Source organism: Sphingomonas sp. (genome assembly GCF_019749955.1).
Taxonomy (GTDB): domain Bacteria; phylum Pseudomonadota; class Alphaproteobacteria; order Sphingomonadales; family Sphingomonadaceae; genus Sphingomonas.
In genome coordinates, this window is the sequence record NZ_JAIEPC010000015.1 from 1 (window position 1) to 26,325 (window position 26,325).

28 protein-coding genes are annotated in these 26,325 nt (G+C 63.8%); 16 read left to right on the top strand and 12 right to left on the bottom strand.

What is annotated here, in order from left to right; all coding sequences use genetic code 11:
• Nucleotides 1-1,250 (bottom strand): YifB family Mg chelatase-like AAA ATPase (locus K2W81_RS05150; protein ID WP_294101970.1); only part of this gene is annotated, 1,250 nt, incomplete at its 3' end.
• A gap of 112 nt (nucleotides 1,251-1,362) precedes the next feature.
• Between K2W81_RS05150 and K2W81_RS05155 the strand changes: the two genes are divergently transcribed.
• The 6 genes from K2W81_RS05155 to yihA all read left to right on the top strand — a co-directional run bounded on the left by K2W81_RS05155 (nucleotide 1,363) and on the right by yihA (nucleotide 4,900).
• The gene (locus tag K2W81_RS05155; protein WP_294101972.1) at nucleotides 1,363-1,665 is read left to right on the top strand and encodes a hypothetical protein; all 303 of its coding nucleotides are present in this window, start codon (nucleotides 1,363-1,365) and stop codon (nucleotides 1,663-1,665) included.
• Nucleotides 1,666-1,749: 84 nt separating this feature from the next.
• Nucleotides 1,750-1,884 (top strand): 50S ribosomal protein L34, encoded by a 135-nt coding sequence (gene rpmH / locus K2W81_RS05160; RefSeq protein ID WP_294101983.1) that lies wholly within the window; start codon nucleotides 1,750-1,752, stop codon nucleotides 1,882-1,884.
• A gap of 32 nt (nucleotides 1,885-1,916) precedes the next feature.
• Nucleotides 1,917-2,234: a ribonuclease P protein component gene (gene rnpA / locus K2W81_RS05165; protein WP_294101985.1), complete on the top strand. Its 318-nt coding sequence runs from the start codon at nucleotides 1,917-1,919 to the stop codon at nucleotides 2,232-2,234.
• Nucleotides 2,235-2,245: 11 nt separating this feature from the next.
• Nucleotides 2,246-2,458, top strand: a complete 213-nt coding sequence (gene yidD / locus K2W81_RS05170) for a membrane protein insertion efficiency factor YidD (RefSeq protein WP_294102021.1) — start codon at nucleotides 2,246-2,248, stop codon at nucleotides 2,456-2,458.
• A 37-nt stretch (nucleotides 2,459-2,495) separates the two neighbouring features.
• Nucleotides 2,496-4,244, top strand: coding sequence for a membrane protein insertase YidC (gene yidC, locus K2W81_RS05175; RefSeq protein ID WP_294101986.1), 1,749 nt, complete (start codon nucleotides 2,496-2,498; stop codon nucleotides 4,242-4,244).
• Entirely contained in the window at nucleotides 4,241-4,900 is a 660-nt protein-coding gene (gene yihA, locus K2W81_RS05180) for a ribosome biogenesis GTP-binding protein YihA/YsxC (protein ID WP_294101988.1), read from the top strand. Before yidC ends, yihA begins: the two co-directional genes overlap by 4 nt.
• Nucleotides 4,901-5,098: 198 nt before the next feature.
• Here yihA and K2W81_RS05185 read toward each other — a convergent pair whose 3' ends face one another.
• Nucleotides 5,099-5,719, bottom strand: a complete 621-nt coding sequence (locus K2W81_RS05185; RefSeq protein ID WP_294102022.1) for a peptidylprolyl isomerase — start codon at nucleotides 5,717-5,719, stop codon at nucleotides 5,099-5,101.
• A 106-nt stretch (nucleotides 5,720-5,825) separates the two neighbouring features.
• On the opposite strand from K2W81_RS05185, the gene K2W81_RS05190 reads away from it, so the two are divergent.
• Together K2W81_RS05190 and K2W81_RS05195 are read left to right on the top strand one after the other, a co-directional pair.
• Entirely contained in the window at nucleotides 5,826-6,494 is a 669-nt protein-coding gene (locus K2W81_RS05190) for a glutathione S-transferase family protein (RefSeq protein ID WP_294101990.1), read from the top strand.
• Between the two features lie 329 nt (nucleotides 6,495-6,823).
• Entirely contained in the window at nucleotides 6,824-7,504 is a 681-nt protein-coding gene (locus K2W81_RS05195; RefSeq protein ID WP_294101992.1) for a methyl-accepting chemotaxis protein, read from the top strand.
• Nucleotides 7,505-7,559: 55 nt separating this feature from the next.
• Here the strand turns inward: K2W81_RS05195 and K2W81_RS05200 are convergent, their stop codons facing one another.
• On the bottom strand, nucleotides 7,560-9,413 hold the full coding sequence (locus K2W81_RS05200) for a methyl-accepting chemotaxis protein (protein WP_294102024.1): 1,854 nt from the start codon (nucleotides 9,411-9,413) through the stop codon (nucleotides 7,560-7,562).
• A gap of 237 nt (nucleotides 9,414-9,650) precedes the next feature.
• Here K2W81_RS05200 and K2W81_RS05205 point away from each other — a divergent pair, with 237 nt between their 5' ends.
• A complete protein-coding gene (locus K2W81_RS05205; protein ID WP_294101994.1) occupies nucleotides 9,651-10,325 on the top strand; it encodes a DUF2490 domain-containing protein in 675 nt (224 codons plus the stop codon).
• Between the two features lie 535 nt (nucleotides 10,326-10,860).
• On the opposite strand, the gene K2W81_RS05210 is transcribed toward K2W81_RS05205, so the two are convergent.
• Nucleotides 10,861-11,325: a cupin domain-containing protein gene (locus K2W81_RS05210; RefSeq protein ID WP_294101995.1), complete on the bottom strand. Its 465-nt coding sequence runs from the start codon at nucleotides 11,323-11,325 to the stop codon at nucleotides 10,861-10,863.
• A gap of 11 nt (nucleotides 11,326-11,336) precedes the next feature.
• Between K2W81_RS05210 and dapE the strand changes: the two genes are divergently transcribed.
• On the top strand, nucleotides 11,337-12,488 hold the full coding sequence (gene dapE, locus K2W81_RS05215; protein ID WP_294101996.1) for a succinyl-diaminopimelate desuccinylase: 1,152 nt from the start codon (nucleotides 11,337-11,339) through the stop codon (nucleotides 12,486-12,488).
• On the opposite strand, the gene K2W81_RS05220 is transcribed toward dapE, so the two are convergent.
• From K2W81_RS05220 to K2W81_RS05235, 4 genes are all read right to left on the bottom strand, one after another.
• The gene (locus K2W81_RS05220) at nucleotides 12,470-14,146 is read right to left on the bottom strand and encodes a bifunctional diguanylate cyclase/phosphodiesterase (protein ID WP_294101998.1); all 1,677 of its coding nucleotides are present in this window, start codon (nucleotides 14,144-14,146) and stop codon (nucleotides 12,470-12,472) included. The two genes, dapE and K2W81_RS05220, sit on opposite strands and share 19 nt — an antisense overlap.
• 70 nt (nucleotides 14,147-14,216) lie before the next feature.
• On the bottom strand, nucleotides 14,217-14,768 hold the full coding sequence (locus K2W81_RS05225) for a Smr/MutS family protein (RefSeq protein WP_294102001.1): 552 nt from the start codon (nucleotides 14,766-14,768) through the stop codon (nucleotides 14,217-14,219).
• On the bottom strand, nucleotides 14,743-16,008 hold the full coding sequence (locus K2W81_RS05230) for a murein transglycosylase A (RefSeq protein ID WP_294102002.1): 1,266 nt from the start codon (nucleotides 16,006-16,008) through the stop codon (nucleotides 14,743-14,745). Before K2W81_RS05230 ends, K2W81_RS05225 begins: the two co-directional genes overlap by 26 nt.
• Before the next feature lie 4 nt (nucleotides 16,009-16,012).
• On the bottom strand, nucleotides 16,013-16,654 hold the full coding sequence (locus K2W81_RS05235; RefSeq protein ID WP_294102004.1) for a Tim44/TimA family putative adaptor protein: 642 nt from the start codon (nucleotides 16,652-16,654) through the stop codon (nucleotides 16,013-16,015).
• Nucleotides 16,655-16,860: 206 nt separating this feature from the next.
• Between K2W81_RS05235 and secB the strand changes: the two genes are divergently transcribed.
• The 4 genes from secB to K2W81_RS05255 all read left to right on the top strand — a co-directional run bounded on the left by secB (nucleotide 16,861) and on the right by K2W81_RS05255 (nucleotide 20,788).
• Nucleotides 16,861-17,370, top strand: a complete 510-nt coding sequence (gene secB, locus K2W81_RS05240; RefSeq protein WP_294102006.1) for a protein-export chaperone SecB — start codon at nucleotides 16,861-16,863, stop codon at nucleotides 17,368-17,370.
• A 33-nt stretch (nucleotides 17,371-17,403) separates the two neighbouring features.
• Nucleotides 17,404-18,975 (top strand): murein biosynthesis integral membrane protein MurJ, encoded by a 1,572-nt coding sequence (murJ, locus tag K2W81_RS05245; RefSeq protein ID WP_294102008.1) that lies wholly within the window; start codon nucleotides 17,404-17,406, stop codon nucleotides 18,973-18,975.
• A gap of 24 nt (nucleotides 18,976-18,999) precedes the next feature.
• Nucleotides 19,000-20,007, top strand: a complete 1,008-nt coding sequence (gene trpS, locus K2W81_RS05250) for a tryptophan--tRNA ligase (RefSeq protein WP_294102010.1) — start codon at nucleotides 19,000-19,002, stop codon at nucleotides 20,005-20,007.
• Between the two features lie 106 nt (nucleotides 20,008-20,113).
• Nucleotides 20,114-20,788 (top strand): DUF4136 domain-containing protein, encoded by a 675-nt coding sequence (locus tag K2W81_RS05255; protein WP_294102012.1) that lies wholly within the window; start codon nucleotides 20,114-20,116, stop codon nucleotides 20,786-20,788.
• 71 nt (nucleotides 20,789-20,859) lie between these two features.
• Here the strand turns inward: K2W81_RS05255 and dnaA are convergent, their stop codons facing one another.
• From dnaA to K2W81_RS05275, 4 genes are all read right to left on the bottom strand, one after another.
• A complete protein-coding gene (dnaA, locus tag K2W81_RS05260; RefSeq protein ID WP_294102013.1) occupies nucleotides 20,860-22,257 on the bottom strand; it encodes a chromosomal replication initiator protein DnaA in 1,398 nt (465 codons plus the stop codon).
• 460 nt (nucleotides 22,258-22,717) lie between these two features.
• Nucleotides 22,718-22,981 carry a 30S ribosomal protein S20 gene (gene rpsT, locus K2W81_RS05265; protein WP_294102014.1) on the bottom strand — a complete coding sequence of 88 codons (264 nt, stop codon included), beginning with the start codon at nucleotides 22,979-22,981 and terminating at the stop codon, nucleotides 22,718-22,720.
• Nucleotides 22,982-23,096: 115 nt separating this feature from the next.
• Nucleotides 23,097-23,912, bottom strand: a complete 816-nt coding sequence (mutM, locus tag K2W81_RS05270; protein ID WP_294102015.1) for a bifunctional DNA-formamidopyrimidine glycosylase/DNA-(apurinic or apyrimidinic site) lyase — start codon at nucleotides 23,910-23,912, stop codon at nucleotides 23,097-23,099.
• 80 nt (nucleotides 23,913-23,992) lie between these two features.
• Nucleotides 23,993-24,139 carry a hypothetical protein gene (locus K2W81_RS05275; protein ID WP_294102016.1) on the bottom strand — a complete coding sequence of 49 codons (147 nt, stop codon included), beginning with the start codon at nucleotides 24,137-24,139 and terminating at the stop codon, nucleotides 23,993-23,995.
• 167 nt (nucleotides 24,140-24,306) lie between these two features.
• On the opposite strand from K2W81_RS05275, the gene K2W81_RS05280 reads away from it, so the two are divergent.
• Together K2W81_RS05280 and ubiB are read left to right on the top strand one after the other, a co-directional pair.
• A complete protein-coding gene (locus K2W81_RS05280; protein ID WP_294102017.1) occupies nucleotides 24,307-25,038 on the top strand; it encodes a class I SAM-dependent methyltransferase in 732 nt (243 codons plus the stop codon).
• Between the two features lie 16 nt (nucleotides 25,039-25,054).
• The coding region (gene ubiB, locus K2W81_RS05285) for a 2-polyprenylphenol 6-hydroxylase (RefSeq protein ID WP_294102019.1) at nucleotides 25,055-26,325 on the top strand (1,271 nt) is incomplete at its 3' end.

The following is a 26,325-nucleotide window of genomic DNA, read 5'->3' on the forward strand; positions in this document are numbered from 1 at the left end:
TGCACCGCCCGGGCGGCAGCGACGCGCGCCGCGACTTCGGCGGACCCTTCGGCGGGTGGTGGCAGCACCAGATCGGCGGCGCTGACCGCCTGCACTTCGACATGTAGGTCGATCCGGTCGAGCAATGGCCCCGAGACCTTCGCCTGATAATCGGCGGCGCAGCGCGGCGCGCGCGAACAGGCCAGCGCGGCGTCGCCCAAATGCCCGCAGCGGCACGGGTTCATCGCCGCGATCAGCTGGACCCGCGCCGGGAAAGTGACGTGCGCATTGGCGCGCGCGACGCTGACCGTCCCGGTTTCGAGCGGCTGGCGCAGCGAATCGAGCACCGCGCGCTGGAATTCGGGCAGCTCGTCGAGGAACAGCACGCCCAGATGCGCGAGGCTGACTTCGCCCGGCTTGACCTTCAGCCCGCCACCGGTGAGCGCGGCCATCGACGCCGAGTGATGCGGGCTGCGGAACGGGCGCGTGCGCGTCAGCCGACCGTTCTGGAGCGTCCCGGCAACGCTGGCGACCATGGAAACCTCCAGCGCTTCGGCCGAATCAAGCGGCGGCAATATTCCCGGAAGGCAAGACGCGAGCAGCGATTTGCCCGCACCCGGCGGCCCGACCATCAGCAGATTATGCCCGCCCGCCGCCGCGATTTCGAGCGCACGCTTGGCGGTTTCTTGCCCTTTCACTTGCTTCAGATCAGGGCCATGCCCCGGCGGATCGGCCTCGCCGGGTAACGGCGTGGCGAGCAGGCCGTGCCCCTTGAAGTGGTTGAGCAACGTCAGCAGATCGGGCGCGGCAATCACTTCGATTGCTCCTGCCCACGCCGCTTCGGACCCTTGCGCGGCGGGACACACCAGCCCCTTGCCATGCTCCGATGCATGCAGCGCGGCGAGCAACACCCCCGGCGACGGCGCGATCCGCGCGTCGAGCCCGAGTTCACCGACGATGACATACTCCGCCAGCGTCTCGGCATCGACCACGCCCATCGCCGCGAGCAGCCCGACCGCGATCGGCAGGTCGTAATGCGATCCTTCCTTGGGCAGGTCGGCGGGCGAGAGATTGACCGTGATCCGCTTGGGCGGCAGCGCAAGGCCGAGTGCGGCAATCGACGCGCGCACCCGCTCGCGGCTTTCGGCCACCGCTTTGTCAGCGAGCCCGACGACATTGAAGGCGGGCACCCCCGGCGCAAGCTGCACCTGCACTTCGACACTGCGCGCTTCGAGCCCGAGATACGCCACTGTCGATACGATCGCGACCATGCCCCAGCCCCTGCGACTAATCCCCCGTTCATAACGACTTCGCAGATTGAGGGAAGCCAGCCGCTTTACTTGTGGCTGCGCCTGTCTTGCGCAGCCAATACACGAGAACCATATGCCCAAGGTGATGCCTGCCCTTGCCCCTCGCCGCAACGCCGCCGCCCGCACCGCGCTGACGGGGCTTGGGCTCGCGCTGATGCTGCTGTCGCCGGTCGTCGGGATCATTCCGGGCCCGGGCGGCATTCCGGTGTTTGCGGCGGGGCTTGCGCTGGTGCTCCGCAATTCGGACAAGGGCAAGCGCCTGTTCGTGCGCGCCAAGCGGCGTTGGCCGAAGCTGGGCTATTATGCCGATCTCGGCCTGCGCCGCAGCAGTGCGCGGCGCCGCCGCGCGCGTGAGAAGGCGGCTGTCGCGAATTGACAATGCACGCTGCCTTGGTTATCGGGACCGCTTACACGGCCGCCTGCTTTGGGCGGCCTTTTTCTGTCGATCAGGGAATGAGTGATGAAGCGGACCTTCCAACCGAGCAATCTGGTGCGTGCTCGCCGCCACGGCTTCCGCGCGCGGATGGCCACGGTGGGCGGTCGCAACGTCCTGCGCGCCCGCCGCGCGCGCGGCCGCAAGAAGCTGTCGGCCTGACCACAGCCGTCGGCGACGCCGACATTCGGATATTGGCGCGCCGCGCGGATTTCCTCGCGGCGAATGCAGGCAAACGTGCGCCGATGCCGGGCTTCGTCCTGCTCGCGCGTGACCGTGCCGACGGCGAAGCGGCGATGCGCATCGGCTATACCGTCACCAAGAAAATCGGCGGCGCGGTGGTGCGCAACCGGCTGAAGCGCCGCCTGCGCGCCCTTGCGCGTGAGCTGCTGCCCGAAGCGGGCCTGCCTGGCCACGACCATGTGTTGATCGGCCGCGGCGACGGCGTGACGCGCGACTTCCAATTGCTCCGCGCCGATCTGCGCAAGGCATTGGCAAAGGTCGCGCGGTGACGCTCGACGGACTGTTCACCCGGCTGCTGATCGCCCTGGCGCGCGGCTGGCAAATCGGCCCGTCGGTGGTGCTGCCGTCCTCATGCCGCTATTCGCCAAGCTGTTCGGCCTATGCAATCGAGGCGCTTCGCCGCTATGGCGCCGCCAAAGGTTCATGGCTGGCGGCAAAGCGGATCGCGCGCTGCCATCCATGGGGCGGGCATGGCCATGATCCAGTGCCGTGACCCAATGCCGTGATTTGAATCGATCGGGGAATCCCAAGTGAGTGACGACAATCGTAACCTGCTGATCTTCGCTATCGTCGCGGCGTTCATTCTGCTCGGCTGGCAATTTGTCGCGCCGTATCTGCTGCCCCCCCCGCGTCCGCCGGTCGCGAGGGTTGATAACGCGCCCTTCAAGGTGACCAAAAGCGCCGCCGATTCCCCCGGCAATAATGGTGCCCCGGTCGTGCGCGACCGCGCGGTCGTGCTGCGCGAAACGCCTCGCGTGACGATTGCCACGCCGTCGGTGCAGGGGTCGATCAACCTGAAGGGGGCGCGGCTCGACGATCTCGTGCTCGTCCGCCACCGCGAAACGATCGACAAGAAATCGCCGCCGGTGCGGCTGCTGTCGCCTTCGGGCACCACCCACAGCTATTTCGCGGGCTTTGGCTGGGCGGGCGACGGGATTGCGGCGCCCAACAAGGATACGGTCTGGACCGCCGACGGCACGCAGCTGACCCCGCAGCGCCCCGTCACGCTCAGCTGGACCAATCCGCAGGGGCTGCGCTTCCAGATCAAATTCGCGATCGACGCGAATTACATGTTCACGGTGCAGCAGTCGGTCGCCAATCCGGGCGCCGCGCCGGTCACCGTCAAGCCCTATGGCCTGATTTCGCGCACGGGCGTGCCGCACGAACTCGACAATTGGGCGAACCATGTCGGCCCGGTCGGGGTGTTCGGCCCCGGCGCCAATTACGATATCACCTATCAGAACCTACAGGGCAAGGACGCGAGCTTCTGGGGCAAAATGTTCGGCAGCAACGCCAAGGCGGGGGAAAATTATTTCGACCACCGCGGTGGCTGGCTTGGCTTCGGCGACATCTACTGGCTGGCGGCGCTCGTGCCCGATCAGAATACCCAGGTTCACGCGGGCTTCCGGGGCGCACCGGGCGATGTGTTCCAGGCCGACTACACCGCCGCGCCCGTCAAGGTCGCACCCGGCAAGGTCGCGACCCAGACGTCGCGCTTCTTTGCCGGCGCCAAGGAAGTTGCGCTGATCGACGGCTATCAGGACAATTCGGGCATCGCCAATTTCGACAAGGCAATCGACTGGGGCTGGTTCCGCGTGATCGAAAAGCCGATCTTTTACTATCTGTCGTTTCTGTCGCAGCTGATCGGCAATTTCGGCTTCGCGATCATTGCGCTGACGATCACCATCCGCGGGCTGCTGTTCCCGATCGCGCAGCGCCAGTTTGCGTCGATGGCGAAGATGAAGGCGATCCAGCCGAAGATGAAGGCGCTGCAGGAACGCTATAAGGACGACAAGGAGCGCCAGCAGAAGGAAATCATGGCGCTGTACAAGGCCGAGGGCGCCAATCCGCTCGCGGGCTGCCTGCCGGTGCTGCTCCAGATTCCGATCATGTATGCGCTCTACAAGGTGCTGCTGCTGACGATCGAGATGCGGCACCAGCCGTTCGTGCTGTGGATCCGCGATCTGTCGGTGCCCGACCCGGCGACGATCCTCAATCTGTTCGGCCTGCTGCCCTATACCGTGCCCGCCTTCCTCGCGATCGGCGTGATCCCGGTGCTGCTCGGCGTGTCGATGTATTTCCAGTTCAAGCTCAACCCCGCACCGATGGATGAGGCGCAGAAACAGGTGTTCGCGATCATGCCGTGGATGCTGATGTTCGTGATGGCGCCGTTCGCGGTCGGCTTGCAGCTCTATTGGATCACGTCGAACGTGCTGACGATCCTGCAGCAGCGCATGCTCTATGCGCGCCACCCGGAGATGTTGGCGCCTGCGAAATGAGCGATGACGAAACCGAAGATGGTGTGTTCAGCGAAGAAGCGATTGAGGCGGCGCGCAAGCTGTTCGCCGGACCGATCGCCTTTCTGAAATCGGCACCGGGGCTCGAGTATCTGCCTGATCCCGACGTGCCCGAAATCGCGTTTGCCGGGCGGTCGAACGTCGGCAAATCGTCGCTGCTCAACGCGCTCACCGGCCGCAACGGCTTGGCGCGGACGTCGAACACGCCGGGGCGCACGCAGGAACTCAATTTCTTCGACATCGGCAGCCCGCTCGCGTTCCGGCTGGTCGACATGCCCGGCTATGGTTTTGCCAAGGCGCCGAAGGACGTCGTCAAGAAATGGCGCTTCCTGATCAACGATTTTTTGCGCGGGCGGCAGGTGTTGAAGCGCACGCTGGTGCTGGTCGATGCGCGGCATGGGTTGAAGGATGTCGATCACGAGATCCTTGAGATGCTCGACAAGGCAGCGGTGAGCTATCGCCTCGTGCTGACCAAGGCCGACAAGATCAAGCCGACCGAACTTGCGACGGTGCTCGAAGCCACGGCGGCTGAGGCGCGCAAGCACCCGGCGGCGCATCCGCAAATCCTGAGCACGTCGAGCGAAACCGGGCTCGGCATCGCGGAGCTCCGCGCGGCGGTGGTCGAAGCGCTGGGTTAGCGCGGAAATGGGCTGACGTGCTTCACGGGCCCAATCCTCCCCCGCCAGGGGGAGGTGGCGCCGAAGGCGACGGAGGGGGAGGTCAGCGGCGCCCTTTCAGATAGAGCGGCGTGCTTCCTCCCCCTCCGTCAGCTCCGCTGACACCTCCCCCTGGCGGGGGAGGATCGATATGGTGAACCCCACCGGCCCAAGCCGCTTTTAGCGCAGCACCTTCTCCAGCCATTGCCGCGGGCGGGCGGTCGGCTTGGGCTTGCCGTCTAGCCGCACCATGCGAACCACGGTGATCGGGTTCGCCAACATCTGCCCGCGCGTGACTTCATTGCCGCCCGTCGTCGGCGCCGCAAGGATTTTGCGCACAACGTCCATCCCCCCCACCACATGGCCGAACGCGGCATAGCCCTTTGATGTCTTGCTGAAGTCGAGCGACGGAATCGGCCCCACGCAGATGAAATAATTGCCGCCCGCCGATTTGGGATCATCGTGCCGCGCCATCGAAATCGTGCCGTCGAGATGCTTGATGCCGGTCTTGTCGGTCGTCTCAAGCGGGAAAGGCGGCAGGATGCGGCGCGCGTCGGTCTTGATCCCGCCCTGGACAAAGCCGAAGCGCGGATCGGTCCGCTTGCGCGCCGACCGGTAGAAAGTCGTGCCGTCGAAGCGGCCATCATCGACATAGGCGAGGAAATTGGCGGTGGTCGCCGGCGCACGCCGGGTGTCGAGCGCCAGCGTGATCGCACCCACCGATGTGTCGATCCGCACCCGGACCAGCCCCGACCCGCCCTTCGCCGACGCCCCACCCGGCAGCAGCAACGCGGCGGCCATCATCACCAACACCAAACGCAGCCACACGACCCAGTTTCTCCACTTCACGACGGCGGCGCACCGCGCGCCGGTTGCCGCCGCGCGAGCCCCTCGCTATCCCCGCAACATGCTCAAGCTCATCATCGGCAACAAGGCCTATTCCTCCTGGTCGCTGCGCGGCTGGCTCGCGTGCAAGCTGTCGGGGCTGGAGTTCGAGGAAGTCGTCGTCCCGCTCTACGACGCCGATTGGGACAAGCGCCGCGAAGGCGACGAATTCGCGCCGTCGAGCGGCAAAGTGCCGATCCTGTGGGACGGCGAGACGGTGGTGTGGGATTCGGTCGCGATCATCGCCTATCTCGACGAGCTGACCGGCGGCGAGAAATTCTGGCCCAAGGATCGCGCGGCGCGGGCGATGGCCTATTCAATGGCGGCCGAAATGCATTCGGGCTTTGCCGCGCTGCGCCGCAAGCACAGCATGAACATCCGCCAGGCCTTTCCGCCGCAACAGCCCGATGACGATGTGCTCGCCGACCTCCAGCGCATCATGGAGCTCTGGGCGCAGGCCCGCGCGCGCTTCGGCGGTGAAGGCCAGTTTCTGTTCGGCGATTTCGGCGCGGTCGACATCATGTTCGCGCCCGTCTGCACGCGCATCATCACCTATTCACTGCCGATCGCGCGTTTCGCCCCGCCCTATATCGACGCGGTGATCCAGCACCCCTTCATGCAGGACTGGATCGCGTCGGCGCAGGAAGAAGAATGGGTGATCGAACAGTTTGAGGCGCCGGTCGCGCGGTGAAGTGACAGTTCTTGGGTTGGGAGCGGCCAGTCGCGCGGGCACTGATCCGTGTCGACTATGGGCCCTGGTTGCGGTCGTTGCGGCTCCCCCGCTGATCGCCTGAAAGCGGACGAAATTCTCAATCTGATTGGGTGGCCGGAACTAAGGACATTTCGGTCAGGCGGCGTTCGGGCTGCGACCAGCGGAAAGCTCCCGATCCGCATTCCCGATGGAAGGGGGTCAGTCGCCGACCAATTGGCAACCTATTGTGGGAGGTCGTTACGCGCGGGGAAGGGTTTTTCATATTAACTTAAATCCAGTGTTAACCAAGTTTAACCTATATGTGAAAAATGACCGAACAGGCGCGGCATTTTCCCTCGGATATTGAAAAAAGGCGAATGAATGCTGCATGGGAAGCTATATATAGTTCTCAACTAATAATCGAATTTAGCCTCGACGGCACCATCTCGTGGGCGAATGAGGCATTTCTTGACGCGATGGGATACTCCCTGATCGAAATCGCAGGTCGACATCACCGAATGTTCTGCGAGCCATCATACGCTGCGTCGTCGGAATACGCGGCCTTCTGGCGATCGATTGGTGCGGGTGAATTTCAAAGCGGGCAGTTTCGTCGTTTCGGGAAGGCCGGTCGCATCGTCCATCTGCAGGCGACATATAATCCGGTTATGAACGATCACGGACATCCGGAACGGATACTAAAGATCGCATCCGACGTGACTGCAGCCCATGATAAAACGTTACGTTTTCAAGAGGATATTCAACGGCAACGAGATGCGCTGACGACAACAATGGACGAGTTGGCCAAGATCGTGTCAACTATCAGCGTCATCGCCTCGCAGACGAACCTTCTTGCGCTTAACGCCTCCATCGAAGCGGCGCGAGCAGGCGACGGCGGTCGTGGATTCGCCGTGGTCGCAGGCGAGGTCAAGAAACTTGCCAACGATACCAGCGATGCCACGAAACTAGCGAGAATTATGATGTCGAAGCACAACGCGATCGTGGCAGCTTAGAGCCCGTTTGAGAATGTTTTGAAGCGTCTGCGCAAAATACCCTTTATCTAATTATTCAAAATTCCGACCATTCATCCTTATCGATCTCGGGCGCCAATACCTGCTGCGTAACTGCGCGCATTTGAGCAACCGTCGATACATTTGGACGACACAGCGTCGAACGCGATTTGCTCTCCGACTTGAACACGCCCGATTTAGTGTCGTCGATGTGGAACTGATTAACCGCCTCTTCGAGCGCCGTCGCCTCCCTTGCTAGATTGACACAAGTTGCATTGGTTTGCTCGACCATCGCCGCATTTTGCTGAGTGCCAAGATTCATGCTGTCGACCGCGCTTCTGATCTCGGCCACGCTTGATGACTGGCGCTCGACCATCGCGCTGATCTGGTTCGCCAGGCTGCTCACTTTGCTCGTTTCGGCTAGAATGGTGCTCAGTGCCGCACCCGATCGCTGCACAAGCGAAACGCCGGCATCGACCTGGGCAGAGGCGGTGCTGATGATTTCCTTCACATCTTTGGCGGCATCGGCCGAGCGTTGGGCCAATGCCCGCACTTCAGTTGCGACCACGGCGAAGCCCTTGCCCGCATCGCCCGCGCGCGCGGCTTCTACCCCGGCATTCAGTGCCAGTAAGTTGGTCTGGAAAGCGATGGCGTCGATCAGGGAAGCAATCTCGCCGATCTTTGCCGAGCCTTGGGCAATTGCCTGCATAGCGGTGATCGATTCATGGGACACGGACATGCCCAGTTCGGCAGCCTCGGTCGCACTGCTTGCCCCGGCGGCGACCTCACGCACCTGGATCGCGGCAACACGGGCACTGTCGGTCAATTCGCCAATCGAGACGACGGTTTCTTCGAGGCTGGCGGCTTGGTGCGAGGTGCGGTTCGCCAGGTCGGTTGAGGCCATTTCGATGTCGGAAGCAGCAACCCTCGCCGATTCGACGCGAAGCCCGATGGCTGCCATCGTTTCACACAACTGATCGGCGGCGCTGTTAAAGTCGTCGCGTAGCCGAGCATAATCGCCCTTTACCTGATCACTCACGCGGTAGGTTAGGTCGCCCTGCGCAAGCGCGGATAAACCAGCACCCAGTTCGGTGACGACCTGCTCGGTGGTATCTTGCGCAAGACGCTTTTGCTCTATGGCTATTTGTTTGAATCGGTGCATCGCGTCGGCGAGCAAGCCAACCTCATCCTTACGATCCATCACCGGCACTGCGACGCTAAGGTCGCCAGCTGCCAACGTCGACATCGCCTTTGCCATGGCGCCAATTGGCCGCGCAACCTTAAGCCGCAGGTATAGGGTCATGGCAAATGCAATCGCCACGACGGCGACCAAGAGAGCCACGGTCAGGACCATAGACCAAGAATAGATAGCAGCCCCTTGTTTGCCAGCCTCAGCCGCCCCGGCCGTGTTGCGGTTTACAAGGACGCTTAAACAATCGCGGGTGCCGTCGTAGGCCTTGCGCGTCGAGGTTTTGAAATGTTTCATCGCCTCGGCCCGTTGCCCTTTGCGCGAAAGGGCCAGCCATTCAGCGGTGCGCGCTTCCAGAACAGCGAAAGCCTGGTTGAAGCGGACATAATCGGCGCGATCGTCAGCCGATTTTAGCAATTTGCTATACTCGTTGCGCAGGCGCTCAAAATGCGCGCGCTCACCTGCCATCTTGTCTTCAGCGTCTTTCACGCCAGCGGCGGAATCGACCGTGAAATGCCGCCAGCTAAAGAGGCGTTGCTCGGCGAGTGAAAGTTGCAGCGCACCCGCTTGCTTGACGACTGGAAGCCATTGTCCCGAAATCTCGCTCGCCTTGTCATTCACGCGCGAAATTTGGATAATGGTGAAGAATGAAAAGCCAAGAAAAGCTAGAATCAGTGCACCGAGCGCCGCGTTCATTTTCGTGCTTATCGACCAATTCTTCATCGCGTTCACCTCGGCTGATCCAAACCATAGGAGCGTGAGCTGCGCACATGTTTTGTGCGAGGAGTCGCATTCCATAGAGACGACGTTAACGTCGATTTATTAAAAAACATCATAGTTACCGTCGGATGCGGCTGTTGCCGTTGCATCAAAGGATTGGCCGGATGCTTTCCCACTCGCCCTTTAAACATGTCGATTTGCGGTCGTTCTGGGTAAGTGGCGCTGAGGGCAGAGGAACACATGAAAAGGCTTTTGCTTACGGTCGCGGCGTCAACACTGGGTCTCAGCGTGCCCGCGCATGCTGAACACGATGCCCAAGCTTGGCCGGTCGTCATCGTGCAGGGCAAAATAAAGGACGACGCGATTTTCTGGCTGGAAGCGCAACCGCGGATCACCGATGATGCACAACGGCTTGGCCAGTTGCTGATCCGCACCGCGATCGGTGTGCAACTTGGCAAGCGTACCTCGGTCCTTTCGGGCTATGCGTTCATCCGCACCGATCCGATCGATCGGCCGCTCGCCCATGAGCACCGGTTGTGGCAGCAATTGCTGCTGCCGCTTAGCAAGCCGGGCGCTCGCTTGACCGTCACCGCTCGTACCCGCCTGGAAGAGCGGTTCGTCGAGGGATTCGATGGAGTCGGCTGGCGGTTGCGGCAGCAAGTGCGGTTGCAGCACAAGCTCCCCGGCCAATCGAAGCTGTCGGCGGTGCTATGGTCCGAGCCATTTTACAACATGAACACAACCGATTGGGGCCAGCGCGCCGGCTGGGATCAGGTGCGCACTTTTGCCGGTGTCAGCATTCCGCTCAGCAAAAAGGTTACGCTGGAACCAGGCTATTTAAACCAAACTGTGTTGCGGGCGGCCGGCACCCGCTATAACCACATTGCCAATGTCTGGCTTGTTGTTCGGCTTTAGGGTTAAGGTCGTGACGGCACCGCAGCGCACCAAATCGATTGCGCGCAATACGAGGCGCAACGCGAGCGATTGCCGGGGTGCCGGAGCTTTGCCAATAAATCAATCTAACACAGTGGCTTGAGACTGTGCCGGCGGCGGATACGGGGAAGTTGTGGGCACGGCCCAAGCACGAGGACGCCACCATCACCCGAAAAACCTGAGACGCCGAAACATGCCATCTCAAAACGCGCCTTTGGATGGCCGCAGTCGGACTTCCCAAAACGAAAACTACCAGTCGCCTCCCGCCCCATCTCCAACCGGTTCGCGAGTCGGGCAGGAATGTCCGCAAGTGGGGCAAAAGCGGCCAACCCTCCAACGACAGACTTTACCGCGATCAAGCCCTCATTACCCCTTCCAAAATAGGAAATTGCCTGTCACGCTTGCCGCCGGGCTCTTTGACATCGCCAGCATTTCACCGACTCGGGCGACGCGATTTTTTTTCGAATGGTCGTCACTTTCATAACCTTTCACGCCCGCTGCGCCTTGCCCTCCCCGTCTACGCCGGCCGCGCGGTCGGATAGGGCGTGCCGTCCTTGTGCGTATAGGTCGTATCGTCGAACAGCATGTCGATGTCGGGATAACCGCCCTTCCCCTGCTGGTTCCCCGCACCGACCGCGATGAAGACGCAGTCGGTGTCCGACCGGTTCTGCAAATGATGCCCGTCGGTATTGCCCATCGGAAAAGCGGCGCAGTCGCCCGCGCGCAGCACCGTCTCGCCGCCGTCCTCGACGAGCACCGCTTCGCCCGACAGGATCACGACGAATTCGTCCTCATCATCGTGCCAATGGCGCTGCGACGACCAGGCGCCGGGTTTGAGCGTGACCTGGCTCACGCCCATCGCCGTCAGCCCGCCAGCGGGCCCCAAACGCCGATACCAGCGTCCCTGAACATCCGCATCGAACGGCGCCGGATAGCCGGTCGTGTTGAGGTGGGGGATTGTGTCGAGATCGAGCTTGGGCAAGACCGCCTCCTATGCATGAAGTCCTCAATCTGCCCGATGCGGTCGACCTCACCAAGGCCCTGATTGCCTGCGAAAGCATTACCCCGGCGCGGGGCGGCGTGTTCGACGTGCTCGAAGCCGCGCTGGTACCGCTCGGCTTTGCGGTCGATCGGTTCATAGCGGGCGAGGCGCCCGATGGCCCGGTCGAAAATCTGCTCGCAGTGCGGGGGAGCGGCGGGCGGCATTTCGCCTTTGCCGGGCATCTCGACGTGGTGCCGCCGGGCAGTGGCTGGGCGAGCGATCCGTTCGAACCGGTCATCCGCGGCGATCTGCTCCACGGGCGCGGCGCGGTCGACATGAAGGGCGCGATTGCCGCCTTTGTGGCAGCGGCGGCGCGCGTGCCTGCCGATGCCGGGACGGTGAGCCTGATCATCACCGGCGATGAGGAAGGCCCCGCCGTTTTCGGCACCCGCGCGCTGATCGACCGGATGGCGACGCGGGGTTTGGCGCCGGACCTGTGCCTCGTCGGCGAACCCACATCGGTTGCGCGCCTCGGCGACATGATCAAGATCGGGCGGCGCGGTTCGGTCAATATCTGGATCGATGTGCCCGGACGGCAGGGCCATGTCGCCTACCCCCACCTCGCCGATAATCCGATCCCGAAGCTGATCGCGATGCTGGCGGAAATCGAGGCGATCACGCTCGACACCGGCACCGACTGGTTCCAGCCCTCGAACATTGAGGTCACCGATCTGACGGTCGGCAATCCCGCGACCAATGTCATCCCGGCCAAGGCCAGCGCGCGGCTGTCGATCCGCTTCAACGACCAGCATCGCGGCGCCGACCTGGCCGCGCGGATTGAGGCGATTGTGCAGCGTCATGCCCCCGACGCGATCGTGACGGCCAAGATTTCGGGCGAAGCGTTTCTCACCCCACCTGGTGCCTTTTCGGCGCTGATCGCCGCCGTAATCGAGCGCCACACCGGCCGTGCGCCCGAACTCTCGACCACGGGCGGCACGTCCGACGCGCGGTTCCTGTCGAAGCTGTGTCCGGTGGTCGAATTCGGGCTGGTCAACGCGACGATGCACAAGCTCGACGAAGCGGTCGCGCTGGCCGATCTCGACCTTCTCTCAGCGATTTATACTGATATTCTGACGGTCGGCCTTCAACCAGCAATCGCCTGACGTGGCTTTTCGCGTGCCCAGGCGATGAATTCCTCCTCGGCCATGGGTTGCGCGATGGCATAGCCCTGGATGATGTCGCAGCCGATGATGCGCAGCACTTCGGCTTGCGCCGCGCTTTCGATGCCTTCAGCGACGGCTTCGCAGCCCAGCCCGTGGATCAACCCGATCACCGCCTGCGCGATCGTGCGCGCCTGCGCCTTGTCGGCGACGAATTCGATCAGGCTGCGGTCGAGCTTGACCCGGTCGACCGGCAGATCGCGGAGCCGCGCGAGGTTCGAATAGCCGGTGCCAAAGTCGTCGATCGCAATCGTGGCGCCATCGGCGCGCAGCGCGGTGATCGCTTCGATCACTTCCTCGCTGCAGTGCATCGCCATCGTCTCGGTAATTTCGAGTTCGAGCAGCCGCGCAGGCGCATTGGCCACGCGCATCGCATCGCGCAGCCGCCGGAAGAATTGGGCGTGATCGAGCTGACGCGGGCTGATGTTGACCGCGAGCCGCTGTTCGATGCCCATCCGGCTCCAGCGCGCAATCGTGTCCGCGACGGTCTCGACCACCCATTCGCCGATCTCGACGATCAGCCCGGTTTCCTCCGCGCGCTTGATGAAAGTGCCCGGCAGCTTCAGCCCCAACCGCGGGTGCCGCCAGCGCAGCAGCGCTTCGGCGGCAACGATACGCCCGTCGCTGCACGCGACCTGCGGCTGATAGACGAGCATGAACTGGTTGCGCACCACGGCGTCGCGCAAATCGCTTTCGAGCTGCGAGCGATCGGCGATTTCCGCCGCGAGCGACTCGGAGAAATGCTCGGCGCGTCCACGCCCGCGCGCCTTGGCGTGGTACATTGCTGCATCGGCAGCGCGCATCAGCTCGGTCAGGGTGGTGCCGTGATCGGGGCGCAGCGCAATGCCGATCGACGCGCCGATTTCCACATCGGTGCCAACCAGTTCGAATGGCTCATTAATCGCAAACAAGACACCAGACGCAATTCGACCCGCCGCGACACGATCGGGCAGGTCCTGAAAAAACATGGTGAATTCGTCGCCCGCCAGCCGCCCGATCAGCGGCGGTGGCACACCGAGTTCGGCCACCACCCGGTCACCGACGGCGCGCAACCGATTGGCGACCATGCCGAGCAGCATGTCGCCCATCGCATGGCCCATGGTGTCGTTGACGATCTTGAAGCGATCGAGATCGATGAACAGCAGCGCGCCCAGATTGCCCGGCGGCATGTCGATCAACAGCCGTTCGCAGCTCCGGCGGAAATTGGTGCGATTGGCAAGGCCCGTGACGGGATCGAACATCGCCAGCCGATGCACGCTATCAAGATTGGCGCCGATCTGCTCGAACAACAGCGACATGGCGTGCGACAATTGCGGGACCGACTCGCCGATTTCGGTCGGAATCGGGCTGACGAGATCGCCTTGCCCGGCCTCTGCGAGCCGCCCGATAGCTTGATCGATGGCGGCCGCCGTGCCCGCGACCGCGCGCCGGGCGGAAGCCCAGCACATGGTGGCGCACACAACGGCGGGGATCAGCGCGCGGCCGATGCTCGCGCGATCGAAGTGGCCATCATAGGTCGCCGCCAGCGCAAGCACGAACGCGACCAGCCCCGCCGACAGCGCAAACGCGACGGCGCGGCTCTTCAGCGAGGCTCCCTTCATCGCGATTGCAAAAACCCCCAGACTAAGGACGCAAGCGTCCGGCTAAGGGCGGTAAGGTGACATCAAAAGGTTAATTTTTTGGCGCCGACCGGTCGCGCCGCAGCACGATATAGAGCGCTCCGGCGCCACCATGCCGGGGGTGCGCGCCGCGCACGGCCGCGATCCGGTCGGCATGACGCGAGGCGGCAAGCCAGTCACCGACGGCGGCGCGAATGCGGCCGCGCGCATGCGGACGCTCGCTTTCGGGTCGGGGTGGACGACCGGTGATCAGCAGCAGGACGCGGTCGCCCCGCCGGATCGCCGCATCGAGCGCCGAATCGAGAAGCCGATAGGCGGTGTCGAGGGTATGGCCGTGCAAGTCGATGCTGCTGTCGGGCGCGACGGTGCCAGTCGCAAGCTTGCGATCCCAACTGCCGTCGAGCGTGACGCCAGGACTTGCCTTCCGTTTTTCCGGCAAAGGGCGCGGCGTTAGCGGTCGAGCGGGTCGCGGCGCGATTGCGACCGGCGGGACGGGGACCAAAGGCGCAACCGTAGCGGGCGCGACCGGCTTGATCGGCCGCACGGTCGCCATCACGCGGCGCCAGAGCGCGTCTTCCTCAGCGCTGAGGCGTCGCCCCGCCATTGCTGCCCCCTGCCCCCAGTCGTGCCAGCGTACCAACCGGCAGCAGCAACAGCGCCGTCCCCCGCGCCGACATGCCTCCGGCGATGGTCTTCGCTTCGTCGCCCGCGCCCCAAAAAGTGTCGAAGCGATTCGCGCCCTTGATCGCGCCACCGGTGTCCTGTGCGATCCACAGGCCCTTCGCCTCAGCACGGTCGAGCGACAGGAACACGGGCGCGCCCAGCGGCACGAATTTGGGGTCGACCGCGGCACTCACGCGCCCGGTCACGGCATAGCCCAATGCGCCCTGCGGCGGGCCGTTGAGTTCGCGGAAGAAGATATAGCTCTTGTTCTCGCGCATCAGCGCGACGCCTTCCTGCGGGTGATCGCGCAGCCAGCCGACGATCCCCTGCATCGATGCCTGACCCGGCCCCAGCAGCCCACGATCGCGCAGCAGCGCGCCAATGCCGGTATAATCGCGGCCGTTCTGGGTGTCATAGCCGATCCGCATCACGCCGCCGTCGGGCAAGCGCAGCCGCCCTGATCCCTGGATCTGGAGGAAGAACAGCTCAATCGGATCAGCGGCCCAGGCGATGATCGGCGCGCGCCCGTCGAGACTGCCCTGCTCGATCGCGGTGCGGTCGTCATAAGGGACCAGAGCGCTGCCCTGCACGCGCCCGCGCACGCGCTTGCCCTTCAGCGCGTCGGAAAACAGGCCGAGGTCGACGTCGATCAAGTCGCCGGGGCGCGCGTAGATCGGCGTTTCATAGCCCGGCTGGCGCGCGCGGGCGCCCTTGATTTCGGGCTCATAATAGCCGGTGGCGAATGCGCGACCGTCGCCGATCTGGACTGTTTCGAACCAGCGCGTGAAGAAATCGCGTGCGTCGCCCGCGCCGACGCTCTTCGCGGCATCGCATGCAACTTGCCAGTCGGCGCCGCGCGTCAGTCCGGTCGCATCGGTGCGCCGCACCAGCGCGGGGCAGGATAACCGGAAGGCAATGAGCGCCCGCGAGGCCTGGGCACGATCGATGGGCAGCGTGGTGATGGCAGGTCCCGCCACCCAACCCGTCGTCAACGCGGTAGGAGTCGCTGTCGCTCCCGGCGGGCTAGCCGCAGGCGCCGGTGTGACGGCCTTGGGGGCTGGCCGAACCGGAACGGGTTGCGGCGCGGGGCGATTGCGCGCGGGCGGGACGATCGACCCCGAGCAGGCCGCGACGCTCAAGGCCAGCGCACCTGCACTGGCCAGTCGACCCCAGCGCGTCATCGGTTCAGGCCTCGTCGGTGTCGGCGAGCTTCCAGTTCGGGTCGCTGCTCTTGAGCGTGCGCGCGAAGGTCCATGATTCGTGGACGGCGACGGCGTCGGTCATCGACCCGGCGATCAGATTGCCCTCGGCGTCGCGTGTGGTCGCGGCGATATCGGCGTCGAGCCGAACGGTGATCAGCGCGCGCTTGCCCTCGAGCTTGGCATCGCTGATAATGGCGCGCTCGATCATGACGAGGCGGTTGTCGAGGACATGCCCCGATTCCTTGCGCGCGGCGATGGCCTCGGCAAAGCTGGTGCGGACCTCGTCTTCGCACAGCCACGCCAGCGTTTCCTCGTCGCCCTTCCAAAAGGCTTCGAGCACCATGCGATAGGCTTGCTTGGCGCCATCGATGAACCGCACCACGTCAAAGCTTGAGTCAGCGGAAATGATCGCGCGCAGGCCCTGTTCGGCGCCGCCCTGAATCGTCCGCAGCGGCGCTTCGCGCTGCTCGGGCGCCATATCGACCGTGCGCGGCGTCGGCAGCGGCGCGCGTTCCTCGGCGGGTTTGGGCAGCGTCTCTTGATGACCGGTGCGCTTGCCGAGCACCCGGTAGAGTTGCAGCGCCAGGAAACCGGCGACCATTGCGAGCAGAACGACGTAGGGCACCATGCCTCCAACGATACAGGGAACTTCACTAACATAGGCGCATCGGGCCCAGGATTCAAATACGCGTGGCGCAGCGTTTCGATCCCCGGTTCGAGCGGGGCAACTGTGCTGACATTGTGTGGCAACGATGTGCCTGCTAGGCGGACCACCGGATTGACCCTGCGCACCGGGTGCGGGGTTGCAGCAAGACGATGAAGGCGAGTTTCATGGACGATCAAAACGACGCGGCAACCGGCGTTGGCAATGGCGGCAATGGTGCCGACACGCTGCCGAGCATCGGCATTATTTCGCAATATGTGAAAGATTTGTCGTTCGAAAACCCGTCGTCGCCGGGGATTTATCAAAGCCAGACCGCCCCGCGCATCGACGTGCAGTTCAACATTGGCGCGACCCAAGTCGGCGACGATGTGCATGAAGTCGTGCTCAAGATCGATGCGCGCTCCGACGCGGGTGATCAGGTCGCCTTTGTGGTCGAGCTTGCCTATGCCGGACTGTTCGCGCTCAACAATATTCCCGAAGATCAGGTGCAGCCCTTCCTGCTCGGCGAAGCACCGCGCATCCTGTTCCCCTTCGCGCGCCGTATCCTCGCCGATGCCGTGCGCGACGGTGGCTTCCCGCCGCTGATGCTCGAGCCGATCGATTTCAACGCGCTCTATTTCCAGCAAATTCAGGGCCAGATCGAAGCATCGCAAGCGCCGGACGCCGGCCACGCCTGATCGGCATCTGATCGGGCCGCTGGGGGCGTAACGATGAACCTTGCGCGCGCATTGGGATCGGTTGGCGGGCTGACGCTCGCCAGCCGTATCCTCGGGCTCGTGCGCGATTCGTTGTTCGCGCGCTTTGTCGGCGCGAGCTTTGCGTCGGACGCCTTTCTGGTCGCCTTCCGGCTGCCCAACATGTTCCGCGCGCTGTTCGCCGAGGGCGCGTTCAGCGCGGCGTTCATCCCGATGTTCAATCGCAAGGTCGCCGAAAAGGGCGGCGGCCTGGCAGCGGGGCTGAGCTTTGCCGAAGACGCGCTGTCGGTGCTGCTGCCCGCGCTGATCGCGATGACGGTGCTGCTCGAAATCTTCGCCTGGCCCGTCACCTGGGCGCTGACCGGCGGCTTCGGCAAGGCGACGCCCGATCAGGCGGCCTATGTGGTGATGCTGTCACGCTTCACCCTACCCTATCTGCTGATGATTTCGCTCGTCTCGCTGCTCGGCGGCATCCTCAATTCGCTGCAGAAATTCTGGGTCAATGCGGCCGCGCCGATCCTCCTCAACCTGACGCTGATCGCGGCGTTGCTGTTCTTCCACGATCACGATCCGCTGCTGACGGCGCGCAACCAGGCGATCGCGGTCAGCGTATCGGGCGCGCTGCAGCTCGTCTGGCTGTGGCTGGCGTGCCTGCGCAACGGCGTGAGCCTGCGTCCCAAGCTGCCCGTGTTGACCCCCGAAGTCAGGCAGCTGATCGCGCTGATCGGCCCGGCCGCGCTGGGCGCGGGTGCAGTCCAGTTCAATCTGCTGATCTCGTCCGCGCTTGCTTATAGCCTGCTCGGCGAGGGCGCGGTCTCGTACATTTATTTCGCAGATCGACTCAACCAGTTGCCGCTGGGGCTGATCGGGATCGGACTCGGCACTGTGCTGCTGCCGACGATCTCGCGCCAGCTCGGCGGCGGGCACGAGGCGGAGGCGATGGAAACCCAGAACCGCGGCATGGAGCTCGCGCTGTTCTTCACGCTGCCCGCGACCGTCGCGCTCATCGTCTGCGGTGTGCCGATCGTTGCGGCGCTGTTCCAGCACGGCAAGTTCACCGTCGGCGATTCGATCGCGACCGCGCAGGCGCTGGCCGCCTTCTCGGTCGGCCTGCCGTCCTACATTCTCGTTAAAGTATTGACTCCAGGCTATTATGCCCGTGCCGACACGCGCACACCGGTCCGCTACGCAACGTTTTCCATTGCTGTAAACCTGGCCCTCAATCTCGCCCTGATCGTGCCGCTGCGTCACATGGGTCCGCCGCTCGCCACCGCGCTCGCCAGCACCGTCAACGCCGCCCTGCTCTACCGGACACTTCGGACACGCGGCCATTTCGAGCCCGATGCGCGCCTCCGCCGCCGCGTGATCCGGCTCGGCGGCGCTGCGTTGCTGATGGGCGTCGCGATGTATTTTCTCGACGATCTGTTCACGCCCTACACCACTGCGCCCGGCCTCACCCGCTGGATCGCGATGATCATACTGGTCGGGACCGGCGGGCTGGTCTATGCCGCCGCCTGCTTTGCGCTGCGCGCCTATCTCCCGTCGGATTTGCGCGCGATGCTCCGCCCGCGCCGCGCGGCCGACTGACTATTGCAACCCAAGGGACTTATCATGCGCGTTGTTTCCGGCATTCAGCCCACCGGCAATCTCCACCTCGGCAATTATCTGGGGGCGATCAAGCAATGGGTGGCGATGCAGGACCAAGTGGCGGCAACCGGCGGCGACTGCCTGTTCTTCCTCGCCGACCTCCACGCGCTTACCCAGCCAGTGGTTGCCGCCGAACTCGCGGCGAACACCGTCGAAATGGCCGCGACCCTACTCGCCTGCGGTATCGATCCGGCGAAGGCGATCCTGTTCAACCAGGCGCGCGTCCCCGCGCATAGCGAACTCGCCTGGATCCTCAACGGCACCGCGCGGATGGGCTGGCTCAACCGCATGACGCAGTGGAAGGACAAGGCAGGCAGGGACGGCGCCAGCCAGAGCGTCGGCTATTTCGGCTATCCGGTGCTGCAAGCCGCCGATGTGCTGCTCTACAAGGCAACGCACGTGCCCGTGGGCGAGGACCAGAAGCAGCATCTCGAGCTGGCGCGCGACATCGCGACCAAATTCAACACCGATTTCGGCGTCGATCTGTTCCCACTGCCCGAACCGCTCGTCAGCAAGGCGGCGCCGCGGATCATGAGCCTGCGCGATGGCAGCGCCAAAATGTCGAAATCGGACCCGTCGGACATGTCGCGGATCAACCTGACCGACAGTGACGATCTGATCGTCCAAAAGCTGAAGAAGGCGAAGTCCGACGCCGAACTGCTGCCCGCGACGTTTGCCGAGCTCACCGACCGCGCCGAGGCGCGCAATCTGGTGACGATCTATGCCGCAATGTCTGATCGGTCGATCGACGAGGTCATGGCCGAGTTTGGTGGCAAGGGATTCGGCGCGTTCAAGCCCGCGCTCGCCGATCTGGCCGTCGCGACATTGCAGCCGATTCGCGCGCGGTTGACCCGCTTGCTTGACGACCGCGCGGCAGTCGGCGAGGCGCTGGTGGCTGGTGCCGCGCGCGCCTCTGCACTGGCGGCGCCGACGCTTGCCGAGGCGCAGCGCGCGGTCGGGCTGCAAATTTAACGCGCCCCCTTAACGCGCGGACGTTCAAGCGCTATTCAGTTAGCCCGTGCCACGGTGTCGCCAAGCCGTTGGCGGCTCAACGTCACCGCGTTCGAAAGGTGTCCATATGAAGAAGTTTCTGCTGCTCGCTGCCGCAGTCGCTGCCCTCTCGGGCTGCGCCGAGAATTTCAATGCGCGCGTTTCGCGGTTTCAGGCGCTGCCCGCACCGGCCGGCCAAACCTTCGTCGTTCAGGCTGCCGATCAGCGGCTGCAGGGTGGCCTCGAATTCGGGCAATATGCGCGGATCGTCGCGTCTGAGCTGGTGCGTCAGGGCTATCAGCCCGCCGTCGACCCGACCCGCGCTGATCTGGTCGTCAAAATGACCTATTCGGTCGATCGTGGTCGCGAACGGGTCGTGAGCTCGCCCGGCTTTGGTGGGCTCGGTTATGGTGGCCTGGGCTATGGCGGCTTTGGTTATGGCGGCTTTGGTTATGGCGGCTTTTATGGTGGTCGCGGCTATGTCTTCGGCTTCAACGACCCGTTCCTCTACGGCGGTTTTGGCGGCTTCGGCGGCTATTCGGACGTGCGCAGTTACACCGTGTTCACGAGCGAACTCGACCTCAAGATCGAGCGCGGCGACAATGGTCAGCGCGTGTTCGAAGGCACGGCGCGCGCCCAGTCGCGTGACGACGATCTGCCGCGTCTGGTACCAAATCTGATCGAGGCGATGTTCACCGGCTTCCCGGGCAATTCGGGGCAAACGCTCAACATCACGATCGCGCCGGACAAGAAGAAGGGCTGACCCGCTCAGCATAGGAACGCCAAAAAACGCCCGGTCGCTGCTGCGGCCGGGCGTTTTGCTATCGGCGGGTGTCAGCCCTCCAGATCGCGCAGCAGGCGCCGCACGGCGGTGTCGACATCGCCATCGCTGTCGCGCAATTGCTCGATCCGGCGCACCGCATGGATCACCGTCGAATGGTCGCGCCCGCCGAATTTGCGCCCGATCTCGGGCAGCGAGCGCGTCGTCAGCCGCTTGGCCAGATACATGGCGATCTGCCGGGGCCGCGCCACGACTCGCGCGCGCCGCGCCGAAATCAGTTCGATCGGCTTCAAGTCAAAATAGGCCGACACTGCGCGCTGGATTTCATCGATCGTCACGCGCTTCTGGACGCCGCGCAGCAATTCGCCGAGCGTTGCATGGGCGAAATCGAGATCGATCGCGACATCGGTCAGTTGCGCATAAGCGACCAGCCGGTTGAGGGCGCCTTCGAGCTCGCGGATATTGTTACTGAGCCGCGCCGCGAGCAGTTCGAGAACGTCGTCAGGCACCTGCACATCGGGCAGGTCGACCAGCTTGCGATCGAGAATCGCCCGGCGCAACGTCAGATCGGCGGGCTTGATGTCGGCGACGAAACCGCTTGCGAAGCGCGACACAATCCGCGCTTCGACTCCGTCGAGGTTCTGCGGTGCGCGATCAGCGGTGACGACGATGCGCTTGCCCGCCGCCATCACTTCATTGATTGTGTAGAAAAATTCTTCCTGCGTCGCATCCTTGCCGGCAATGAAGTGCAAGTCGTCGATCATCAGCAGATCGGCTGAGCGCAGCCGCGCCTTGAAGCTGAACGTGTCGCGCGCGCGCATCGCCTGAACGAATTCGAACATGAAGCGTTCGGCCGACATCATGATCACCGTCGCATCGGGCACGGCGGCCAGATAGGCCGCGCCGATCGCGTGCATCAGATGCGTCTTGCCCATGCCGGTGCCGCCATAAAGGAACAACGGCGTGAAGCGCGGCGTGCCCGGCTCGGCGAGCGCACGCGCGGCATTGGCGGCAACGCGATTCGACGCATCGACGACGAAACGATCGAACGTGAAGCGCGGATCAAAGGCCGGGCGCGCGGCCAGCGGGGCGGCTGGGGTGCTTGCCGCTGCACGCGACGGTTCGATCGAAACGACTTCGGCCTTGACGCTCGGCAAGGAGGCTGCCGCGCTGACCGTTTCGATCACGACATGGAGCACGCCGGGCACGAGCGCGCGGAACTCATGGCCGAGTCGCTCGCCATAATTGTTGCGGACCCAATTGGTCATGAACGCCGACGGCAGCGCCAGACGGACCGTATCGGCCTCATCGGTCTCGATCAGCGTCATCGGTTTCAGCCATTGATCGAACAGCCGCCCGCCCGCTGAATCGCGCAAGCCATTGCGAATCCTCGCCCAAGCGCGGCCTACCTCGCTGATATTCGTCACGCCCACTGCCCTTGCACCCGCCACGCGCGCCTCTCCCGTCGCCGGAGTAACGCCCTCCGGCGGCCTGTTTTCATTAGACAAACTCTTCCCCCAGTCCGGAATCGCGTCCGCCTGTCGATGAAGCTATCCCAGAGGCCGAAGCAGGAAGAATGCTCCGGCGAATTCCGATTATGAGGACCGCCCCGAGTCGATCAAGCACCTTATGTCAAGAATTTGAAATAAATTGGATTGACTCGACTTTGCCCGCAGAAACGCGTCACTTCCTAATAACCATTTGATTTATCAACGTAATAATATAGTCACTAAACTGCAACGATCGCGAATCGCGGTAAATCCTGCGTTTTAAGGCATCGGGTATGCCGGATTAACGATATGCGCCGCAGCGCCGCCGCCGCCATCGATTGTGACCCAAGCCACACCGACGCAGAAAAGCCCGCCGAACCAGGGTCCGGCGGGCTCACTATGTCCTAAAACTTAACCTGCCTCAGGCGAGCGCGGCGAAGCGCTTGGTCAGCCGGGCAAATTTGCGCGAGGCGGTATTCTTGTGCAGCACGCCCTTGGCGACGCCGCGCATCAGCTCGGGCTGCATTTCGGCAAGCGCGACCTGCGCCGCTGCCTTGTCACCCGATTCGAGCGCCGCTTCGGCCTTCTTCACGAAAGTCCGAATCCGGCTGACGCGATTGGTATTGATTTCCGCGCGGCGGTTGTTGCGCCGGATTCGCTTTTTCGCTTGCGGCGTATTCGCCATGAAGTGCCTCGAACCTTTGAATGAAACAGGGACGAGCAAACCATCAGCGGTTCACCCGGAAGGCGCGGCACATAGCGGCCCTCAATGGCTTCGTCAACGCCCGCCGCTCAGGCGGTCAGCGCTGGCAACTGCTGCACCAGAAGGTCGATCGGCCACCCTCGGCCCGCCGCCGTACCGTCGTGCCGCATTGCGGGCAGTCAGCGCCCTCAAGGCCATAGACGCGCCATTGCTTGGAGAAATAGCCAAGCTCGCCGTCGGGCCTTGCATAGTCGCGCAAGCTCGACCCGCCCGCCTCGATCGCCGCGCGCAGCACGTCGCGAATCGCTTCGACCAACGTGGTGAGCCGCGCGGTGGCGATCCGCCCGCCCGCGCGCGACGGCGCGATCCCGGCCAGATGGAGCGCTTCGCAGACATAGATGTTGCCGAGACCTGCGACGATGCGCTGGTCGAGCAGCAGCGCCTTGATCGGCGATATCCGGTCTTCAAGCGCTCTGGCCAGATAGTCGACGTCGAAATCGGGTCCGAGCGGCTCAGGTCCCAGCGCAGCAAAAGCTGGATATTGGTCCAGCGCGGCGGTCGGCACCAGATCGACCGAGCCGAACCGGCGGGGGTCGTTGAGCGCGAGGCGGCGACCGGCATCGGTCTCAATCAGCAGATGATCATGCGCCAGCTCGGTCAATGGATCGACGCGCCACCGCCCCGACATGCCGAGGTGGAAAATCATCGTATCGCCCCGATCGGTTGCGATCAGCCCATATTTCGCGCGGCGATCGAGACCAGTCACCCGCGCACCGGTCAGCCGCTGGGCAAGATCGACCGGGAAGGGGCGACGCAAATCAGGGCGCCGGGTAATGACCCGCGCGAGTCGCTCGCCAGCCAGCACGGGCCGCAGACCGCGCACGGTTGTTTCGACTTCAGGAAGTTCTGGCACCCGTCAGGCTATCGGCAGACATTACCGAAAAAGCAAATCCAGCCCTGAAGAAAGCAAATCGGCGGGCGCTATCAGCGCCGCTACCGTTCGCGCGACTTGTCGCGGGTGGCGATCAGCCGGTCGCGGCGAAGCTTTTGCCGAGCGATCAGCTCAAAGGAACCGACGATCAGAATGGGACCGAGGAAGACCGCGCCCAACAACGCGAGTTCCCATAATTCAAGGTTCATTACCAAATGCACGCTTTACTCACCACAAAACACTGCGATGTCCAATATGATAGGGCGGGCCACGCTCGCGCGCAATGGCGCGACGCCGAGCCGTCACCGAATCAAGCTGTCATCGTATCACCCGATGAGCGTTTGCCCCGCCCCCGCCCCCAAGCTAGAGCGGCTGGATGAGCGACACCGTATCCTTCGGCTATCAAGAGATAGCAGCCGACGAAAAGACCGCCCGAGTCGGCACCGTTTTCACCAGCGTTGCGCGTTCCTACGACATCATGAACGACGCGATGTCGGCGGGCATGCACCGCGTCTGGAAGGATCGCTTCGTCAAACGGGTCAAGCCGCGCGAGGGCGAATCGATCCTCGACATGGCTGGTGGTACGGGCGACATCGCGTTCCGTCTGGCCGCGAGCGGTGCGGCGGTAACGGTGGCCGACATCAACCCGGATATGCTTGCGGTCGGCATTGATCGCGCGGCGAAGCGCGGGATCGACGGCTTGGTCTGGACCGAAGCCAATGCCGAGTCGCTCACCTATCCCGACCGCTTTTTCGACGCCTATACGATCGCCTTCGGTATCCGGAACGTGACCGACATCCCGGTCGCTTTGCGCGAAGCCCACCGCGTGCTCAAGCGCGGCGGGCGTTTCTTCTGCCTCGAATTCTCGACGACCTTGTGGCCGGGTTTCGCCGATATTTATGATGCCTATTCGCATCATCTGGTGCCGCAGATCGGCAAGATCGTCGCGCGCGATGAAGACAGCTATCGCTATCTGATCGAATCGATTCGCCGCTTCCCCGACATGCCGACCTTCGAAGCGATGATCGGCGCGGCGGGCTTCGTCCAGACGCGGGTGGAGCCGATGCTCGGCGGGCTGGTTGCGATCCACAGCGGGTGGAAAATTTGACCCCGCGATACCGTCGATGACCGCCACCACCACCCATTTATGGCGCCTCCTGAAATGGGGCCGCACGCTTGCACGTCATGGCGCTTTGCGCGGGATCGAGCGCGATCCGAACACGCCGGCGGCGCTGCGCCGCCTGTGCCGCGTGGCGCGGTTCGGCGCGCGCGTGCCCGCGACGCCCGCCTATGCCGATGCCTTGCAGGCGATCGGCCCTCCCGCGATCAAATTCGGCCAGACGCTCGCCACGCGCCCCGACATCATCGGCGACGCGGCGGCAAAGGATTTGGCGCGCTTGCAGGACGCTGTGCCGCCTTTGCCCTTTGCGGTGGTCGAAAAAGCGATGCTGACGGCGTTCGGCCGCCCGCTGAACGAGCTCTTCGCGTCGATCGATCCGGTACCCGTCGGCGCCGCCTCAATCGCGCAAGTCCACCGTGCGGTGACGACCGAAGGCACGACCGTCGCCGTCAAGGTCCTGCGCCCCGGCGTCGAGGAAGAATTCGCCCGCGCGATCGACACTTATGAATGGGCGGCGGCGCGGCTTGAGACAATGGGCGGTGAACTCAGCCGGTTACGCCCGCGGCTGGTGATCGAAACCTTCAAGCGCTGGACCGCGCGCGAACTCGACCTGCGCCGCGAAGCCGCGTCGGCCAGCGAACTGGCCGAAGCGATGACCGCCGAACCCGATTTCGTCGTGCCCAAGATTGATTGGCAACGCACCACGGGTCGCGTGATGACGCTCGAATGGATCGACGGCATCAAGCTGTCGAACCGCCCTGCACTGATCGCGGCGGGGCATGACCCGGCGCGGCTGGCGCACATCTTGGTCCACGCTTTCCTGCGGCAGGCGATTGCCGAGGGTTTCTTCCACGCCGATCTTCACCAGGGCAACCTCTTCGCGCTGCCCGGCGGCAAGCTCGCCGCGATCGATTTCGGGATCATGGGCCGGATCGATCGGCGCGCGCGCGTCTGGCTTGCGGAGATTCTCTACGGCCTGATCACCGGCAACTACCGCCGCGTCGCCGAGATTCATTTCGAGGCGGGCTATGTCCCCGCGCACCACAATATCGGCGAGTTCGCGACCGCGCTTCGCGCCGTGGGCGAGCCGATGCGCGGGATGGCGGTGAAGGACATGTCGGTCGGCAATATGCTCGACGGCCTGTTCAACATCACCCGCGACTTCGACATGCAAACGCAGCCGCATCTGCTGCTGCTCCAAAAGACGATGGTGATGGTCGAAGGCGTCGCGACCGCGCTCGATCCTGACATCAACATGTGGGAAACGGCGGCGCC

Coding starts and splice junctions, on each gene's coding strand:
- rpmH (WP_294101983.1), top strand. CDS start 1,750: ATGAAGCGGACCTTCCAACCGAGCAATCTGGTGCGTGCTCGCCGCCAC.
- secB (WP_294102006.1), top strand. CDS start 16,861: ATGGACGATCAAAACGACGCGGCAACCGGCGTTGGCAATGGCGGCAAT.
- K2W81_RS05195 (WP_294101992.1), top strand. CDS start 6,824: ATGACCGAACAGGCGCGGCATTTTCCCTCGGATATTGAAAAAAGGCGA.
- K2W81_RS05200 (WP_294102024.1), bottom strand. CDS start 9,413: ATGAAGAATTGGTCGATAAGCACGAAAATGAACGCGGCGCTCGGTGCA.
- K2W81_RS05220 (WP_294101998.1), bottom strand. CDS start 14,146: ATGAAGGGAGCCTCGCTGAAGAGCCGCGCCGTCGCGTTTGCGCTGTCG.
- rpsT (WP_294102014.1), bottom strand. CDS start 22,981: ATGGCGAATACGCCGCAAGCGAAAAAGCGAATCCGGCGCAACAACCGC.
- K2W81_RS05155 (WP_294101972.1), top strand. CDS start 1,363: ATGCCCAAGGTGATGCCTGCCCTTGCCCCTCGCCGCAACGCCGCCGCC.
- K2W81_RS05185 (WP_294102022.1), bottom strand. CDS start 5,719: ATGGCCGCCGCGTTGCTGCTGCCGGGTGGGGCGTCGGCGAAGGGCGGG.
- K2W81_RS05230 (WP_294102002.1), bottom strand. CDS start 16,008: ATGACGCGCTGGGGTCGACTGGCCAGTGCAGGTGCGCTGGCCTTGAGC.
- K2W81_RS05190 (WP_294101990.1), top strand. CDS start 5,826: ATGCTCAAGCTCATCATCGGCAACAAGGCCTATTCCTCCTGGTCGCTG.
- K2W81_RS05225 (WP_294102001.1), bottom strand. CDS start 14,768: ATGGCGGGGCGACGCCTCAGCGCTGAGGAAGACGCGCTCTGGCGCCGC.
- murJ (WP_294102008.1), top strand. CDS start 17,404: ATGAACCTTGCGCGCGCATTGGGATCGGTTGGCGGGCTGACGCTCGCC.
- K2W81_RS05205 (WP_294101994.1), top strand. CDS start 9,651: ATGAAAAGGCTTTTGCTTACGGTCGCGGCGTCAACACTGGGTCTCAGC.
- K2W81_RS05280 (WP_294102017.1), top strand. CDS start 24,307: ATGAGCGACACCGTATCCTTCGGCTATCAAGAGATAGCAGCCGACGAA.
- yihA (WP_294101988.1), top strand. CDS start 4,241: ATGAGCGATGACGAAACCGAAGATGGTGTGTTCAGCGAAGAAGCGATT.
- dapE (WP_294101996.1), top strand. CDS start 11,337: ATGCATGAAGTCCTCAATCTGCCCGATGCGGTCGACCTCACCAAGGCC.
- K2W81_RS05275 (WP_294102016.1), bottom strand. CDS start 24,139: ATGAACCTTGAATTATGGGAACTCGCGTTGTTGGGCGCGGTCTTCCTC.
- trpS (WP_294102010.1), top strand. CDS start 19,000: ATGCGCGTTGTTTCCGGCATTCAGCCCACCGGCAATCTCCACCTCGGC.
- K2W81_RS05255 (WP_294102012.1), top strand. CDS start 20,114: ATGAAGAAGTTTCTGCTGCTCGCTGCCGCAGTCGCTGCCCTCTCGGGC.